At 64.7% G+C, this 17372-nt stretch carries 14 protein-coding genes; 10 read left to right on the forward strand and 4 right to left on the reverse strand.

What is annotated here, in order from left to right:
• The first annotated feature begins 286 nt into the window (after positions 1-286).
• From B9N93_RS02050 to B9N93_RS02085, 8 genes are all read left to right on the forward strand, one after another.
• Complete coding sequence (locus tag B9N93_RS02050; RefSeq protein ID WP_085210434.1) at positions 287-1753, forward strand: Ni/Fe hydrogenase subunit alpha; 1467 nt, start codon at positions 287-289, stop codon at positions 1751-1753.
• A gap of 134 nt (positions 1754-1887) precedes the next feature.
• Positions 1888-3171: a PilT/PilU family type 4a pilus ATPase gene (locus B9N93_RS02055; protein ID WP_085210436.1), complete on the forward strand. Its 1284-nt coding sequence runs from the start codon at positions 1888-1890 to the stop codon at positions 3169-3171.
• A 78-nt stretch (positions 3172-3249) separates the two neighbouring features.
• Complete coding sequence (locus B9N93_RS02060) at positions 3250-3747, forward strand: hydrogenase maturation protease (RefSeq protein WP_085210438.1); 498 nt, start codon at positions 3250-3252, stop codon at positions 3745-3747.
• A gap of 128 nt (positions 3748-3875) precedes the next feature.
• Entirely contained in the window at positions 3876-6002 is a 2127-nt protein-coding gene (locus B9N93_RS02065; RefSeq protein WP_085210439.1) for a PP2C family protein-serine/threonine phosphatase, read from the forward strand.
• Positions 5959-7479 carry a PhnD/SsuA/transferrin family substrate-binding protein gene (locus B9N93_RS02070; protein ID WP_085210441.1) on the forward strand — a complete coding sequence of 507 codons (1521 nt, stop codon included), beginning with the start codon at positions 5959-5961 and terminating at the stop codon, positions 7477-7479. Before B9N93_RS02065 ends, B9N93_RS02070 begins: the two co-directional genes overlap by 44 nt.
• A gap of 169 nt (positions 7480-7648) precedes the next feature.
• A complete protein-coding gene (locus B9N93_RS02075; protein WP_085210443.1) occupies positions 7649-10168 on the forward strand; it encodes a DUF3604 domain-containing protein in 2520 nt (839 codons plus the stop codon).
• 12 nt (positions 10169-10180) lie between these two features.
• Positions 10181-11179, forward strand: coding sequence for a peptidyl-prolyl cis-trans isomerase (locus tag B9N93_RS02080; RefSeq protein WP_085210445.1), 999 nt, complete (start codon positions 10181-10183; stop codon positions 11177-11179).
• A 1-nt stretch (position 11180) separates the two neighbouring features.
• The gene (locus B9N93_RS02085; protein WP_176225096.1) at positions 11181-12182 is read left to right on the forward strand and encodes a HupE/UreJ family protein; all 1002 of its coding nucleotides are present in this window, start codon (positions 11181-11183) and stop codon (positions 12180-12182) included.
• Positions 12183-12254: 72 nt separating this feature from the next.
• Here B9N93_RS02085 and B9N93_RS02090 read toward each other — a convergent pair whose 3' ends face one another.
• Together B9N93_RS02090 and B9N93_RS02095 are read right to left on the reverse strand one after the other, a co-directional pair.
• Positions 12255-12914, reverse strand: a complete 660-nt coding sequence (locus B9N93_RS02090) for an LON peptidase substrate-binding domain-containing protein (protein WP_085210448.1) — start codon at positions 12912-12914, stop codon at positions 12255-12257.
• Between the two features lie 26 nt (positions 12915-12940).
• Positions 12941-13729, reverse strand: a complete 789-nt coding sequence (locus tag B9N93_RS02095; protein ID WP_125468799.1) for a hypothetical protein — start codon at positions 13727-13729, stop codon at positions 12941-12943.
• Between the two features lie 255 nt (positions 13730-13984).
• On the opposite strand from B9N93_RS02095, the gene B9N93_RS02100 reads away from it, so the two are divergent.
• Positions 13985-14410, forward strand: a complete 426-nt coding sequence (locus B9N93_RS02100; RefSeq protein WP_085210452.1) for a hypothetical protein — start codon at positions 13985-13987, stop codon at positions 14408-14410.
• A gap of 96 nt (positions 14411-14506) precedes the next feature.
• On the opposite strand, the gene B9N93_RS02105 is transcribed toward B9N93_RS02100, so the two are convergent.
• Together B9N93_RS02105 and B9N93_RS02110 are read right to left on the reverse strand one after the other, a co-directional pair.
• Positions 14507-14890, reverse strand: coding sequence for a GIY-YIG nuclease family protein (locus B9N93_RS02105; RefSeq protein ID WP_085210454.1), 384 nt, complete (start codon positions 14888-14890; stop codon positions 14507-14509).
• Complete coding sequence (locus B9N93_RS02110; protein ID WP_085210456.1) at positions 14887-15654, reverse strand: Nif3-like dinuclear metal center hexameric protein; 768 nt, start codon at positions 15652-15654, stop codon at positions 14887-14889. Before B9N93_RS02110 ends, B9N93_RS02105 begins: the two co-directional genes overlap by 4 nt.
• Before the next feature lie 115 nt (positions 15655-15769).
• On the opposite strand from B9N93_RS02110, the gene B9N93_RS02115 reads away from it, so the two are divergent.
• Positions 15770-17329 carry an OpgD/OpgG family glucan biosynthesis protein gene (locus B9N93_RS02115; protein WP_085210458.1) on the forward strand — a complete coding sequence of 520 codons (1560 nt, stop codon included), beginning with the start codon at positions 15770-15772 and terminating at the stop codon, positions 17327-17329.
• The last annotated feature ends 43 nt before the right edge of the window (positions 17330-17372 follow it).

Below are 17372 nucleotides of genomic sequence, written 5' to 3' on the forward strand. Positions count from 1 at the left end.
GCGCTCCTGGGTGGGGTCCACCCCTGTTGGAAGCGAACTCCGCCGCGCTTGGCGCGGGCGGAGACCGGCGGGACCGTGTTCCCCGCTGGGGGAAACCGGCGCCGGACGGCGGAACCACCGCCGGCGGGAGTTCCTAGCTGCAAACATACGCCAATATCGGCGATTTGCAACGGGTTTCGTCGGATCGGCGGCGGGTGATTTCCCTGGACCTAAACAGTCGTTTCCAGCGCCTGTGTTATGCTTCGGGAAGCCGCCGGCTGGGCGGCCCACCCGTGGGGAATAGGTTATGTACGAACATTTGGAAACCGCCGCCAACCCGGAAAACCTCAAGCGGATCGTGATCGATCCCGTCACCCGGGTCGAGGGACACGGCAAAGTCACCCTGCTCTTGGACGAGGACAACCGCGTCAAACAGGCCCGCCTCCATATCGTCGAATTCCGTGGCTTCGAGCGCTTCATCCAGGGCCGTCCCTATTGGGAACTGCCGATCATGGTGCAGCGCCTGTGCGGAATCTGCCCGGTCAGCCACCACCTCGCCGCCGCCAAGGCCGTGGACCAACTGGTCGGCGTCGATCAACTGACCCCGACCGCCGACAAGCTGCGCCGTTTGCTGCATTTCGGCCAGATGCTGCAATCCCACGCCCTGCATTTCTTCCACCTCGCCTCGCCCGATTTGTTGTTCGGCTTCGGCAGCGACCTCGCCAAGCGCAATATCGTCGGCGTGATCCAGGATTATCCCGATGTGGGGCTCAAGGGCGTGAAGCTCAGGAAATACGGCCAGGAAGTCATCCGTATGATTTGCGGCAAGCGCGTCCATGGCACCGGGGCCATCGCCGGCGGCATGAACAAGGCGCTCTCGGCGGAAGAACGCGATTATTTGCTGGAAGGCATCGCCGAGGCCGTCCAATGGAGCCAGGAAGCGGTGGAACTGGCCAAGCGCCTGCATCTCGCCGATTTGGAACATAACGGCCAGTTCGCCTATATCCGCTCCAACTTCCTCAGCCTGATCCGCGCGGATGGCGCGATGGACCTCTACCATGGTGGCCTGCGCGCCCGCGACGACCTGGGACAGGACATCTTCGACCACGTCGATTACCGCCAATACACCGATTACCTGCGCGAGGAGGTGCGGCCCTGGTCCTATATGAAGTTCCCTTACATCGTGTCCAAGGGCAAGGAAAACGGCTGGTACCGGGTCGGTCCCCTGGCCCGCGTCAATAACTGCGATTTCATCGATACCCCGCTGGCGGAAGCCGCCCGCCAGGACTTCATGGCCTATGGCGCGGGCGGGCCGATGCAGGGTTCCCTGGCGTTCCATTGGGCGCGGATGATCGAGGCTTTGCATTCCGCCGAGGGCATCCAGCGCTATCTGCTCGACCCGGAAATCCTGGGCACCGACTTGGTGGTGAAAGGCCAGAAGCGCTACACGGGCGTGGGCGTGATCGAAGCCCCGCGCGGCACCTTGTTCCACCATTACCAGATCGACGACCAGGATTTGGTGGTGAAGGCCAATTTGATCGTCTCGACCACCAGCAACAACCAGGCGATGAACGAATCCATCCGCCAGGTGGCCGCGACCTATCTCGACGGGGTGGAACCGACCGAAGGCTTGCTCAACCATCTGGAAGTCGCCATCCGCGCCTACGATCCCTGCTTGTCCTGCGCCACCCACGCCTTGGGCAAGATGCCCCTGGAACTGGAAATCCTCGATGCCGAGGAGAAACTCGTCTCCCGCCTGCAACGCCACGCCTGAACCCGCGTCCTCCGGTCGGACCCGTGTCCGACCGGAGTGTACCCCTGTATCATCATATAATGGACAATGAACCGGGGCGCGGCCCTGCGTTCTTCCTCTTCTTCGCCCATGAATCCAGCCCTGGAGAGCGCTCCATGAAATTCCAAGCCTATCTCAAACTCCTGGTCTACAAGGATGGTTCCGATCTTTACCTGACCGCCAACGCCCCGCCCGCCGCTAAGTTCCAGGGCAAGCTCACGCCCATCGACAACTTGATGATGACCGACGAGAGCATCCGCGAAATCGCCCATTCGATCATGGACGCCGAGCAGCGCCGCGAATTCGAGCATCGGCCCGAGATGAACCTCGCCATCACCGAGCCGGGCGTGGGGCGGTTCCGGGTCAATATCTTCAAGCAGCGCAACGCCTATGCCATGGTGGTGCGCAACATCAAGGTCAAGATTCCCAGCCTGGAAGAATTGGGCCTCCCCGAGACCCTCAAGAGCGTCATCATGGAGAAGCGCGGGCTGGTGCTGTTCGTCGGCGGCACGGGGTCGGGCAAATCGACCTCGCTGGCGGCCTTGATCGATTACCGCAACACCCATAGCGCCGGCCATATCATCACCATCGAAGACCCCATCGAGTTCATCCATCCGCACAAGAAGAGTCTGGTGAACCAGCGCGAGGTGGGGGTCGATACCCAGTCCTACGAGGACGCGCTCAAGAACACCCTCCGGCAAGCCCCCGACGTGATCCTGATCGGCGAAATCCGCTCCCAGGACACCATGGAATACGCCCTGGCCTTCGCCGAGACCGGCCATCTCTGCCTTTCGACCCTGCATGCCAATAACGCCAACCAAGCCCTGGACCGCATCATCAATTTCTTCCCGGAAGAGCGGCGCAACCAGTTGTTGATGGATTTGTCGCTCAACCTCAGGGCCTTCATCTCCCAGCGCCTGGTGCCGACGGTGGACGGCAAGCGCGCCGCCGCCATCGAAATCCTGATCGGCACGCCCTTGGTGTCCGATTTGATCCGCAAGGGCGAGGTCCATACCATCCGCGAGGTGATGGAAAAATCCGAGGGCGTGGGGATGCAGACCTTCGACAACCATCTGGTCCGCATGTACCGGCAGGGCTTGATCGGCGAGGAAACCGCCATCAAGAACGCCGATTCGGCCAACAATGTGCGGCTCAAGATCAACCTGGGCCAACCGCGGATGGTCGAGCCGGAGGAGGAAGCCCCCCCGCCCGAGGCCGCGCCCGCGCCGGGCAATAAAGCCGAAACCCCGCCGCCCGAAAGACCCAAGCCCGCGCCGGGCCGTTCGGGCCTGAGTTTGGAACCCATCGCCAGCGAGGAGGAAACGCCCGCCGCCGCCGCCCTCGACGAGCCCAGTTTTGAATGGAAGCCCGCCAAGCCCCTCAACCGGCCCGGCGGTTAGCGCGTTTTCCGGCGGATTTCAGGGTTCCCAAACGGGGCATGGGAACCCGCCCCAACCCCATCTCCTATAGGCGACCTCATGGCTGACCTCCTGATTTTCGGTTACGGCAATCCCAGCCGCGGCGACGACGCCCTGGGTCCGGCCTTGCTGGACCTTTTGGAATCCCATCTCGACCCGGATACCCGCCACGCGGCGGGCGGCATCGAGTGCTTGACCGATTTCCAATTGCAGGTCGAACACGCCCTGGACCTCGCGGGCCGGAAACTGGTGTTGTTCGCAGACGCCCATACCCGTTGCGACCCGCCCTATCGTTTCGAACGGTTGGTTCCCGCCGAAGCCATGGCCTACACCACCCACGCCCTCAGCCCCGCCGCCGTGCTGGGTGTCTACCAAAGGATCAATGGTGTCGCGCCGCCACCTTGTTTCTTGCTGGGTATCCGGGGCGATGATTTCGAGCTGGGCGCGGCCCTCTCCCAAGCCGCCCAGGATCATCTCCAGGCCGCGCTATGCTTGGTCTTGGGCTTATGCGCCTGTCCCCATCCAGACGCTTGGCAAGCCTATGCGTCAAATGGCTGAGATTTGAAGCTCGGACGGGGCTTGTTTCTTTTTGGTGATAAAGCTGTCACCTTTTGGAAGAGCGATTTAATCGAAATGTAATACAGCTTTCCTATACTCGGGCCGGTCGCTTTTCGAGTCCCTCCGGTATGTCCGATACGCCTTCCGCTTTGTACCTCGCCACCGATGGGTTCTCCACGCCCCAAATGGGCGATCTGGCTCGTGCCGTCGAATCGATTTCCCCCGAGGCCCAGGTGCCGCAGCTCCTGGCCTTGTTCCATAAGCGCGAAGACCTCCTCGCCGTCCCTTTGCTGGACGAACAGCGGCGCTATCACGGCATCGTGTCGCGGCGGGCGTTCATGAGCTTTATGAGCCGCTCCTATGCCCGCGATATCTATGCCCGCCGCTCGGTGGCCGACCTCATCCAGGCCATGCCGGAACTCGCCGCCGCCCCCGCCAACCCCGGCCCCGAGGAGCGCATCGACCGGGTGTTGATCGATTATCTGGCCCGCGATCCTGGGATGCTCTACGACGCCCTGCCGGTGGTGGCGGACGACGGCATCGTCGGCGTGGTCGCCATCGCCGATATGATGCTCAGCCTGTCGGAGTCGCAGGGCAAGCTGCTGAGCGCGGTGCGCTCGCTCAGCGACCGGCTCAAGCAGGAAGTGGCCCTGGCCGCCCAGGTGCAGCGCCAATTGTTGCCGCCCGCCGAGATCGACCTGCCCGGCGTCAAGGGACTCGCCACCTTGCTGACCTCCAGCGAGGTGGGCGGCGATTATTACGATTGCTACGCGGTGGAAGGGCGCTACATCCTGTTGATGATCGGCGATGTCAGCGGCCACGGGGTGGCGGCGGGCACCCTGGTCAGCGCGGTCAAGGCCGGCGTCAATATGCTGGCCACCACGGGCGAGCGTTCCCCCGCCCAAATCCTGCACCGCCTCAACATCACCCTGCTGGAGACCGCCCGGCAGACGCTGTACATGACCTTTTTCGTGGCCTGCCTCGACACCCTCACCGGCCAGTTGACCTATGCCAACGCCGGGCACCAGTTCCCCTATCTCCACCGCGCCATGCTCGGCACCCTGGAAATGCTGGAAGCGGCGGGCTTGCCGCTGGGCAAGTCGGAACAGGCCGAATACCCGGAAGTCCAGGTCGAACTGGACCTTGGCGACCGCTTGTTCCTCTATACCGACGGCTTGTTGGAAGAACCCGACGCGACGGACGAACCCTTCGGCTACGAGCGCCTGGAAAGCCTGCTGAACGACCATGGCGGCGATGCCTTGGAGTTTTTACGCGATACCTTGCTGGAAGCCGTGGCGCGGCACGCGGGCCATCCCTACTTCGAGGACGATGTCACTTTCCTTTCCGCCGAATATCACGAGCGGCCCCTGCGGGTGGCCGCGACGCCTACGCAGGAGACCCCCGATTTGAACGAACCCGGCTTGGTGCGCTTGTTGGAGGCTTGGTATCGGGCCAACGCGGTACCGTTGTCGCCCTATATCTCGCGGCAGAACCTGGTGTTTTTGGCGGAGGGCGGATTCGCCGACCTGCTGCCGCGTTTCGCCCAGGAAGGCATCCGCCGGGTGTTGCCGCGCCACCAGCCCATCGTGCAGCGCCTGGGTTGGGACGCCCTCATCAACCAGCATCTAGGCCATGCCGCCGCCGACCTGGCCGGTTTCATCCCCGGCGCGGGCGGCGAATGGCGCGATTTCAGCGTGACCCATAGCGACGACAAGCCGTTCTTGATCGAGGAATGCGGCGCGTTCCTGGAAGAAGCCGGGGTCAAGAGCGAACACCTGGAACCGGCCCTGCTTGCCATCGACGAGTTGCTGGAAAACGGCCTGTATGCCGCGCCCAAGGATGGTAAGGGCGTCCCGCTCTATGCCAAGGGCGGACGCCGCGCCCTGGCCGGCGACGAACGCCTGGGCCTGTCCTTGGCGCTCAAGGACAATCTCCTGGGATTGGCCGTGGCCGATAGCTGGGGCACTTTGACCCCGGCGGTGTTCCTGGAGCGGCTGGCCCGCCATGTCGAGGGCGATGGCTTGATTTCCGGGCAGGGCGGGGCGGGCTTCTATCTCTTGTGGCGTTTGTCCAGCTATCTGCAATTGCGGGTGCTGCCGTACCGGCGGACCCAGATCACCGTCTTGTTCGACCTTGCCCGCCCGGTGGATACCGAAGCGGACAAGGGCTTCCAATTCCTCTTCCATAGCGAAGTCCACGAGACCACCCACCATGTCTCCAACCCTCCTGCATATCCAGCCGGTCGATTCGGCTGATCCCAATCTGCGCCGTTACGTCCTCAGCGGCATTATCGACGTGGACGCCATTCCCGCCCTGGAACCGCTCTACGGATTCCCGGACGGCATCCGGGTCGAACTGGATTTCGCGGCGGTACAGCGGGTCAATTCCATGGGGCTGGCGCAATTGCTCAAGTTGTTCGAGCATTGGCAGGCCAAGCGCATCGATATCCGGGTCGAGAACGCCAACCGCATGACCGCCATGCTGTTCAAGATGACCGGGTTGGACCGTTTCCTGGGCGCTAGCGGCGCGAAGTCGGCCCCCGCCGCCACGCCCCCGGCCCCCGCCGAGCGCATCCGGGTCCGCCTGCGCGGTATCCTCGATATCGACGCCATCGCCACCCTGGAACCCTTGTATAAACTGCCCGACGGGGCCGAGGTGGAACTGGATTTCGCCGAGGTGCAGCGGATCAACTCCATGGGGTTGGCGCAATTGCTCAAGCTGTTCGAGCATTGGCAAGCCAGGGGCATTGGCATCCGCGCCAGCCATGTCGGGCGTATGACCGCGATGCTATTCAAGATGACCGGACTGGAGCGTTTCCTGGTGCCCGAGGCGGCGGCACAACCCGCGCTGGCGGTCAATTCCGGGTTGAGCCTGGACGGCCCCGCCGCTCCGGCCAAGCCCTCGGCCTACGCCAAGCCGGTCGTGTCCACCGGACCCAGGGCCATGGTGCCGCCCGCCACCGCGCCGGTGGCCGCCACCGGGGGCCAAGCCTTGAACTGGCAGGTCCATATGCAGAGTAACCAGCAACTCAACGGCTGGTATTTCCTCAATACCCATTTGCAGCGGCGCCTGGGGTTGGCGGCGCATCTCGATATTGCCGACGACCTGTTGGCCGACCGCGGCAAGGCCCCGGCCCCGGCGGAATTGGTTTTCATCAAGCCTTTCGACGCGGTGCGCTTGATTACCCGGCAAGGCTACCGGCCCTTGGCCCGGCCTTCGGACCAGAGCGACGAAGTCACCCTCCTGGCGCGGGCCGACGATGGCCGCGCTACCCTGGCCGAATTCGCCGGATGCAAGGTCGCCGCCGCCACGCCGGATACCTTCGTCTATCTGCTGGGCCGGTATCTGCTGGACGAACACGGGCTGGACTCCGGGGCGATGCGCTATCAATTCCCCGGCCATGAGATCAAGGCGGTGCAAATGCTGCTCAAGGGCGAGGCCGATTTGTTGTTCATGCACGGGGAGAACTACCGCCGCCTGTCCGGCATGACCCGGCGCATGGTGCGGGCCTTGGACCATAGCGAGGCCGGTTTCGCCTTTCATCTGTGGTGCTTGTCGCCGCGGCGTGCGGAATTGGCCGAACCCTTGCGCGATTTCCTTATCGGTATGAACCACGACGAAGAAGGCCGGAAGCTCCTGGCCGAACTCGGTTATGCCGAATGGGTGGAACCGATCCCGGAGGATATCGACATGTTGGAGCGGATTTATACCCTGTACGGCGGCGGGGATTGATTCGATCCACGGCATGATGCCCTTTGGCCACATCCTGCGGCGACCTCTTTTTTATGCGAACATAGCCTAATCTTTAGGGCGGTGCTTGCATTTCCTGGGTGGAGTGGCTCTTCCGCGCTTTTCTCCTCCAGGCGTTTGGATAATTTTTATTCCAACTGAGGAGACGGGTATGGGCGAGTCATTCAAAACGATCATCCTGGGGATGCTGATAACGATGGTATCCCTGGCCGGAGCGGCCTGGGGCGACCCGGTGGCCGGGGGGCTGCCTTTCACAAGGACCGAGGCGCGCGAACCCTGCGCCAATTACACGCCCACCAAGCAGCCCTTTTTCGGCGAGACCCACCTGCATACCGCGTACTCGTTCGACGCGGTGGTGCTGGAGACCCGCAACACCCCGGAGCAAGCCTATATCTATGCCAAGGGTGGGCGGGTGGGTTTGCCGCCTTGGGCCGATACCCGCATCCAGGACACCACCCCACCCGACCAGAAGACGCTGGTGACCGAGCATCCCTATTGCATGCCCGGCGAACATTGCCAATTCATGGCGACGCGGACCGTCCAATTCCCCGAGGGGCGCGCGCTCGATTTCGCCGCGATCACCGACCATGCCGAGCAGTTCGGCGAATCCAACATCTGTACCTTCGAGGCGACCCAATCTTGCGCCGCCGACAGCGATTGCGATGCCCGGAACGGGCAGAAATGCCTTAACGGCATGTGTCGGCCCAAGGGTTATAACGACACGGTTTGCGTGGCCGCCCGCGACGAATTCTCGCGCCTGCGCCAAGGCGCTGTGCCCGGCATCATCGCGGGTTTCGAGAACGTGGCGGAAAACCCGGCCCGTCCTCCTGTCTGCGGCCCCGACGGACAACGCTGTGCCCAACAAGCCAAGCTGGTCTGGGACAAGGTTCGGACCATGGCCAACGCGGCCTATGACCGCTCTTCCACCTGCGCCTTTACTTCCTTCATCGCCTACGAGTACACCGCGATGGCCGCCAACGGGCGTTGCGCGGACGCCACCGCCTTGCCCTGCTGGGATCAGCGCCAAGACAACAAAGTGCCCAACCAGCCCGATAGCAACACGCCCTCCGCCGATTGTCCGAGCGGTGCCGCCTGCCTCATGAATTTCACCGGCGATTCCGGGGCCGACAACCTGCACCGCAACGTGATTTTCCGTAACGACCAGGTGGTCGATCAACCGCTCAGCAATGTCGAGGCACCCTTGGGCTGCGGCGCGGGGGCCGATTGCACCGCGGCTCCCGGCTGGCCGGTGGCATCCCCGGTGCCGATGCTGCAAAAGCTGAAGGAAGCCTGTACCGACAATCCAAGCAAGCCGGATTGCGATGTGCTGACCATTCCCCACAATCCCAATATGAGCCGGGGCAGCATGTTCATTCCCCCGGCTAATACCCCCAACGGCTTGATCGAAGCGGCGCTGCGCCAAGAGTTCGAGCCGCTGGTGGAAATCACCCAGATCAAAGGGCAGTCGGAATGCCGCTATAACGCCAAAACGGGCATGGCTTGGACCAATCCCCCGGACGAACTGTGCGGTTTCGAGAACGAAGGCTGGGCGCGTCTCGGCGGGGTGGCCGACGGCTATCTCACCGACGAACTGCAAACCACCGACACCATCCCGGCCCGCAGCTATGTCCGCAACACCCTCGAAAACGGCATCGCTTATGCCGCCAAGCACGGTGTCAATCCGTTCCAGCTCGGTTTCGCTGGGGCCTTGGACAGCCACAATGGCACGCCGGGGCAGTCCGACGCCGCCCAGTACGCGAAGATCGGTGCCCACGGCATCCAGAGCTTCGCCACGTCTTCCGGGGCTTTGGATGAGCGCTTTTTCCTGGGCATCGAAACCAACGCCGGCGGCTTGACCGTGGCTTGGGCGGAGGAGAACTCCCGCGACGCGATCTTCACCGCGCTCAAAAACCGCGAAACCTACGCCACCAGCGGCACCCGGCCCATCGTGCGCGTCTTCGGTGGTTTCGACCTGCCCAAGAACCTGTGCGATAAGAGCGATTTCGCGGCCCGCGGTTATGCTGGCGGCGTGCCCATGGGCGGAACGTTGACGGGCGCGTCCGGCGGGCAGGCACCGAGCTTCGCCGTCAGCGCGCTCATGGATGCGGGTTGGCCGGGCCATGCCGGCACGCCCTTGGAACGGGCGCAGATCGTGAAGGGCTGGGTGGATGCGGGCGGCGCGACGCACGAACGGGTCTACGACGTGGCCGGCCAGGCTTCTGGCAAGGCACCGGAAGACATGGTCAACCTGCGTACCTGCAAGCCGGCGCGGTGGGAAGGAGCGAAGCAACTTTGCACGGTCTGGACCGACCCGGCGTTCAATCCGGCCCAGCACGCTTTCTATTATGTGCGCGTACTTGAAAACCCCAGCTGCCGCTGGACCCAGTATTACTGCAACGCCCGCAACGTCGATTGCAGCAAACCGATGGGCACCTGCCGCGCCGAGAGCCGCTCCTTCAACGGGAAAGGTTGCAATAGCAATGCCGAGTGCGGCGGCGGGGTTTGCACCCCGCCGCAAAGCTACGAGGAATACGAGTACACCCAATGTTGTAGTGGCGTCGTGCCCCAGACCGTGCAACAGCGGGCTTGGACCTCGCCGATTTGGTATAAGCCAGCGGCGTCGCCCCTCGCCGACCTTTTGAAGGACACTCCCGCTTTGGCGGGCCGCTAAAAGAGGCATGCCATGATTCGGCGCTGGCTTCGGCATCCGCTCCTGCATTTCATGGTGATCGGGGCGGCCTTGTTCGCGCTGCGGGCGTTCTGGCCGGGGGCCGAACCCGGCGGCCGGCCCCCGGCGCAACGGGAGTCGCTGGTCGTCACCGCAGCCCGCGTCGAGACGCTGCGGGCCGATTTCACCCGGCGCTGGGGCAAGCCGCCCACCGCGCAGGAGCTATCGGCCCTCATCGTCCAGACCCTCGATGAGGAACTGCTATACCGGGAGGCGCGGTTGCTCGCGCTCGACTATGAAGACCCCAGCGTGCGCCGTCGCTTGATCGAAAAAATGCGGGCGGTGGGTAGCCACCCCGGACGGGACCCGGATGAATTGGTTCGCGAGGCGCGGGCGCTCGGGCTCGACGACGACGCGGTCATCCGCCGCCTGCTGGTGGAGAAAATGCGTATCCTCCTCGCGCAAGACCCGCAAGCACCGGCGTTCACTGAAGAGCAACTGCGGGATTATCTCCAGCGGCACCGCGAGCGCTTCGAGTTGCCGCCCGCCGTCACTTTCACCCAGGTCTTTTTAAGCGAGGACCGGCATGGAACCCATCTGAAGCGGGATGCCCAGACTTTGCTCCGCCGGGTCCGCGCCTTGTCGCCGCTGGAAGCGGCCAAGCTGTCGGACCCGTTCCTGCTGGGCTTGCGGATACAAGCCTGGACTGGGAACCGCGTCACGGCGCGTTTCGGCAAGCCGTTCGCCGAACAGGTATTCGCCCTGAAGCCGGGCGCTTGGTCCGGTCCCATCGAATCGCCGTATGGTCTGCACTTGGTTTGGGTGGAGGACATCTCCGCCCCGCGCCTGCCGGAGCCCGCGTCGATCCAGCAGCAACTCGTCGAGGGCGTGCAGGCGGAGCAGGCCGAGGCGCAATTGGCACGGGGCATGGAACGGCTGCGCGGGCTGTACGATATCCAGGTCGAAGGGCACGGCGAATTGTCCCGCCCCCGCACCCTGGCGGCACAGCCCTGACATGGTGGGTCCATGGCGTGGGAGCCTGTTGGCGCTGGCCTTGTGGATGGTGGGGGCGCTGTCGGTCGGGATGGCGCATCCGCTCGACCCGGCGTTGCTGGAAATCCGCCAATCGACGGCGGGCATCCTGGATATTTTATGGCGTTTGCCCGCCCAGGACGCCGAACCGCCGCTGCGGGCGGTCCTGCCGGACACTTGCAAGCCAGTGTCCACGCCCAGCATCGACCGTTCCGGCCCGCAAGTGACCCAGCGCTGGCGGGCCGTGTGCGATCCCGCCGACTTGGTCGGCCGGCCCATCGCCGTCACCGGCCTGCGCGAACGGCAGACCGACGCCTTGCTGCGGGTCCATTTGGCGGATGGGCGCTTGATCCAACACGTCCTGCGCGGCGACGCCCCCTTGCTGCTCATTCCCGAACGGGCGGGTCGGTTCGATGTATTACGGGATTATCTGCGCCTCGGCTTCGAGCATATCCTGGGCGGGCCGGACCATCTGCTCTTCGTTCTCGGGCTGGTGTTGCTGATTCTGGGCTGGAGGCGGCTGTTATGGACCGTCACGGCCTTCACGGCCGGCCATAGCATCACCCTTGCCCTCGCCGTGCTGGGCGTGGTCCAGGTGCCGCCGCAGCCGGTCGAGGTCTTGATCGCGCTGACCCTCGTCGTCGTCGCCGTGGAACTGGCCCGGCGGGGTCCGGGGCGGGAAACCTGGGCGCGGCGGTTTCCGTGGGCCGTGGCGTTCGCGTTCGGCTTGCTGCATGGGCTGGGTTTCGCGGGGGCGCTGGCCCAGGTCGGGCTACCGGCGGAGGAGATACCGCTGGCCTTGTTCGCGTTTAATGTAGGGATCGAGGCCGGGCAGGTGCTATGGGTCGCGGCGATCCTGGCGGGCCGCGCCGGACTGGAGGCCATGCCGTTGCGCTGGCCGTGGCCGGTCGGCTGGGTTCCCGCCTATGCGATTGGGTCGCTGGGGACTTACTGGGTGATCGAGCGGGCGGCGTCTTGGCTCTAGGCGGCTTGCGGCCCCGTGCGCCATCCCAACGCTTGAGCTTGCCTTTCTCGATGGCGGAAGCCATCCGCCCGCCTAATGCTGCCTGCCGTCGCCGACCATCGCCCCCACCACGTCGAATTCCAACAGGTTGATGAGCTTGGCGACGATATCTTCGGGCGCGGCGGTTTCGACCAGCGCCTGCCGCTCCGGCGGATTGAAGGGTAGTTGCCCGGCCAGCACGTTGGCCAGCAAGGGCACCGGCACCTGCTCCAGGTTGGTCCAATTGGTCTCGAAACCCTTGCGCTGGAAATATTCCCTGAGCAAGGCCATCAGCCGCAGCCGGTCGTAGCCCACGCTTTCGCTGGGGGTTTCATAATCCCGTCGGAACCGCGTCCAATCCGCCAGCACCCGGCGGTAGGCCCGCTCGGTGGGGATTTCCTCCACGATATCGAAACGGCACACCCCGGTCAGCACGATCAGGAGCCGTCCATCGGAGGTTTCGTTGAAGGACACGATGCGCCCTGCCGTGCCGGTCCTGTAGACCGCGTCCTCGTCCACGGCGGAGGCATCGGGCTGTACCATGCCGATCAGGCGTTCTGAACCCAGGGCGTCCAGCACCATGTCGAGATAGCGCTGCTCGAAGATGTTGAGCGGCAATTGACAACGCGGCATGACAATCGCGTCGGGCAGGGGGAAGATCGGCAGGCTGGAGGGTAGCCGCTCGAAGGGCAGGGTGAAGGGATTGGACGCCATGGGATGACTCCGTAGCTCGATGGCCTTCAGCGGCGGGACCGGTGTCCGCCGCGCTTGAAGGTCCGGGCGGGTTTGTGGGCCGCTGGGCGGTGTTTGGCTTGGGGGGCCGGGTGGGTCCGGCGCTTGGCGGTGAAGCCCGCCTGGATCGCGTGTGGCCGGGCTTGGTGTGCCGCTTTGGAAGTTCCGCGTTTCGGCAAGGCGTGGGTCCGGTGCGTAGGTCCGTGGTTGGCGTGGCCGCGGTGGCCGTGTCCTTGATAGCCCAGATGGCGGTGGCTCGCGTGGCTGGCGAGGTAGTGGCCGTGCCTTGGATAGCCCATCTGGCGGTGGCTGGCATGGGTGGCGTAGTGGTGGTGGCCGTGTCCGCGCCCATGATGGGCGGCGACCTGCCGATACCCATGCCGCGCCGTGTGATGGCGGTGCCCATGATAGCTGTGATGGCTGTGGCGATGCACGCGCCGGTAGTGCCGGTGGCCCCGGCCATGGTGGCGGTGCGGGCGATAATGGGCGCGGGTATAGCGGGGTCGTTCCCAATCGCTGCCGTTGTAATAGCTATGGGCCGGGGCCGGATAATTCCCGGCGGGGGCGTCGGACTCCGTGCCTTGCCGCTCCTGGTTGCGTTGCCGGAGCCAGCCGCGCAATTGGTCCAAGCGCTGCTGCGGGTTCGCGCCGGAATCGTCCTCGTCCTCGTCTTCGCTATCGGCCTCGTCGACCGCGGCGATGACCAACCCGAAGGATTGCGCCTGGGCGTAGGCTTCCCCGGACAGCGCCAGCCAAGCGCCCAAAGCGTAAAAAAATCCCGCCCGCCTGAATTTCACGATCAATACCTCGAGAGTCTACCCAACAAGATACGGGTTTCCCCGCAGGGAAGCGCCGACCCGCCATTCTTGCAGATTGCGGCGGGAGCGGGAACGGGAAAATCATGCGGGCTCCTGGGGCGCTGTGTTTTTCCCCGGCGCGGCGGGATTTGGATATCGCTCAAATCGTTGCGTGGTGATTCTGCTAAGCTGGCCGTACCGCCCGGATCGAGGCGGAGCGATAACAACCTTTTTCAACCAAGCGAGGACAACGCCATGAAATTCGCAACCGGATTCGCCGCCACCCTGTTGGCGGCCGCGCTCAGCCTGCCGGTCCTGGCCGAACCCCAACCCGCCGCGCCCGCCGCTGCCCCTGCGGCAGCCAAGCCGCCCATGGGCGGCGGCATGATGGGCGGCATGGGCGACGAGGCCCACCTCAAGCAGAAGCAGGAGTTCTTCCTGAAGATGTACGAAACCACCGGCAAAATCCTGGCGGCCAAGGACGACAAGGAACGCGACCGCCTCAAGGCCGAGCAGCTCGAAATGATGCGCGAGAACGAGAAAGCCATGCACCAGATGATGCAGCAGCATATGCAGATGATGCGGCAGGGTGGAGGGATGGGCGGGATGCAGCACGGTGGTGGCCAGGGCGGCATGGGCGGGATGCAGCATGGCGACCCGGCGGCGGCACCGGCGCATTGATCCCAGGCCCGAACCGGTGTCCATGGCGGCTCCGCTCCCGGCCCACGCCCAGCGGAGCTTGCCAAAGGTGGGCTCCCAGGCGGACCGGCCTGAAGCCTATGGCCTGGACACAAGCCCCGCCTCGCCATCCAGCCACTTGAGATGGCTCGAACAACCCGCCCGGCAGTCGCTTGATCCGAACCGGGGAACCAGGATGCGGCCAGCGGTCATCTGGTTGACCACGCACTCGGGTTCGCCGAAGCGCAGGGTGCCGGTAACGGCGACGCCGGGCGCATCCAGCAGGTAATCGATATGCCAGTGCAGCCGTTTGGACGCCGCGAGGTGCCGTGCGATACGGGCCTCGGGATTGCGCTGGGCGCTGCCGGTATAGATATAGCGTCCCGCCGGGAAATCGAACTGGCCCAGCCGTCCGACCCGGACCCGCACCGGCTCCGCGACCCGGATCAGCAATTGATAGGTGGTCGTTGCCGCCTCGTTCATGCCGGGTTCCCGCTGGGAATGAAAAAGCATTCCACCGCGAAGGTGGCCTCCACCTTCGCCATCAAGGCCAGGATGCCGAAGCGCTCGGTGGCGTTGTGGCCCCCGGCATACATATGCAGTCCCGCCTCCTGGCTTTCGTGCCAATCATGCTCGCTCATCTCGCCGGTGACATAGGCGTCCAGCCGTTCCCGCACGGCCCTGGGCCAATCGCGGTTGGCCCCGCCGGTGATGATACCCGCCGAACGCACCGGGGCTTCCGGGTCCGGACTGGCCATCATCACCGGATGCTCCAACACCGCGTTCAAGCGCCCGCGCCAGGTTTCCGCCGCCATGGGTTCGGCCAAGCGACCCTTGATCCCGGTGGGACGTCCTTCGTGGTCGCCGAAGGGTTCGAGTTCCACCATCCCCAAGGCCCGCGCCAAGCTGGCGGCGTTGCCGATTTCCGGGTGGGCGTCCAAGGGCAGATGGTAGGCGAACAGGTTCACACCGTGCCGCACCAGCGGGAATACCCGCCGGGCGAACGGGCCGGTTAGGGTCTTGGGGCCGTGGAATTTCCAGAACAGGCCATGGTGGACGATCAGCGCCTGCGCCCCGCCCGCGACGGCGAGCCGGGCCGAATCGGCGGTGGCCGAGACCGCGAAGGCGATGCGTTCGAGGGTCTCGGCGCCTTCGATTTGCAGGCCGTTGGGACCATAATCGGCATAGTCCGAGGGTTTGAGCAGTTCGGTCAGGAAGCGTTGCAGGTCGGCACGGGCGATGGGCATGGCGGATTCCTCTGGGGCGGACAACGCGCCATCATACCCCGCCGCGTGGGTGGACGGATGCCCCGGACCGGGCTAGATTTCAGGAGAGATCACCTTACAACGCGGGGGGTTCGATATGATCCGCAGGGAAGTTTTACTGAGGTTGATGGCCGTGGCGGCCTGGGGGGTGTGGACGCCCGGACGCTTGCTGGCGGCGCGGGGCGAATCCCACCGGCCCGCGCCGGAAGGTAGGCCTTTCAGCCAGGACTGGTTGCGCCTGGAGGCTCAGCGCTTGGCGCAACAGCCTTTCGTGCCGGTGCCGGACGAGGCGTTGCCGGATTGGGTCGCCGAGCTTGATTGGGATGCCTACCAGGCCATCCGTTTCCGGCCCGAGCAGGCGCTCTGGGCTGGGCTGGGCCTGCCGTTCCAAGCCAGCATGTTCCATCTGGGGTTGTTCTTCAAACATCCGGTGGCGCTCTACGAGGTCGTGCATGGCGTGGCCGAGCCGGTGCATTATTGCCCGGAGTTGTTCGATTTCGGCAAAACCGCCGCGCCGGACGCCACCGACAATATGGGATTCGCTGGTTTCCGGGTCTACGCCCCGCCCGATCTCGACCACGACCTGTTTTCCTTCCTCGGGGCGAGCTATTTCCGCGCCGTGGGCGCGACCCGGCAATATGGACTCTCGGCGCGTGGCCTCGCGCTGGATACCGGCCTGCCCCGGCCCGAGGAATTCCCCGAATTCCGTGCCTTCTGGCTGGAACGGCCTTCGGCGCGGGCCGACCATCTCAGGCTCCATGCCTTGCTCGACAGCCCCAGCGTGGCCGGTGCCTATACCTTCGAGGTCCGCACCGGCACCCACACGGTGATGGAGATCGAGGCCCATCTCTTCCCGCGTCGGCCCATCGAGCGGGTCGGCATCGCGCCCTTGACCTCCGTGTACCAGTTCGGCGAGAACGACCGCCGGGTCGCCGACGATTTCCGCCCGGAAATCCACGATTCCGACGGGCTGTGCCTCCACACCGGCGCGGACGAATGGATTTGGCGGCCCCTGGTCAATTCGCCGGTGGTGCGGGTCAATTCCTTCCTCGACCACAACCCCAAGGGCTTCGGCCTGCTGCAACGCGACCGCGATTTCGATCATTATCTCGACGATGGCGCCCGCTACCATCTGCGGCCATCGGCCTGGGTCGAACCCCTGGGCGATTGGGGCCGGGGCGCGGTGCAATTGGTGGAAATCCCCACGGCGGACGAGACCTTCGACAATATCGTGGCGTTTTGGAACCCCGCCGAACCTTGGGCGGCGGGCCAGGAACGGACATTCCGCTACCGGCTGTCCTGGGGTGAAGTCCCGGTGGACCGTCCGGGCATCGCGGCGACGGTGGCGACCCGCATCGGGGCGGGCGGGGTGCCGGGCCAGCGCGGGCGGGTGCCTTCGCGCAAGTTCGTGATCGATTTCGCGGGCGGTAGGCTGGCCGGTTTGGCGGGCAACGCCCGTGTCGAGCCGGTGGTGTGGTCCTCGCGGGGCATCGTCAAGGAACCCGCCGCCCGTCCGCTCCAGGGCACGCCGCTGTGGCGCTGTAACTTCGATCTGATGAGCGAAGGCGGGGAGCCGGTGGATTTGCGCTGCTATCTGCGCGACGACAAGGGTGCGTTGACCGAGACCTGGCTCTATCAATGGACCCCGCCGGGCTAAGGCCGGAAGCAGCCATGTCTCCGGCTGTCTTTTCTAAAAAGCC

Source organism: Methylomagnum ishizawai, assembly GCF_900155475.1.
Classification (GTDB): domain Bacteria; phylum Pseudomonadota; class Gammaproteobacteria; order Methylococcales; family Methylococcaceae; genus Methylomagnum; species Methylomagnum ishizawai_A.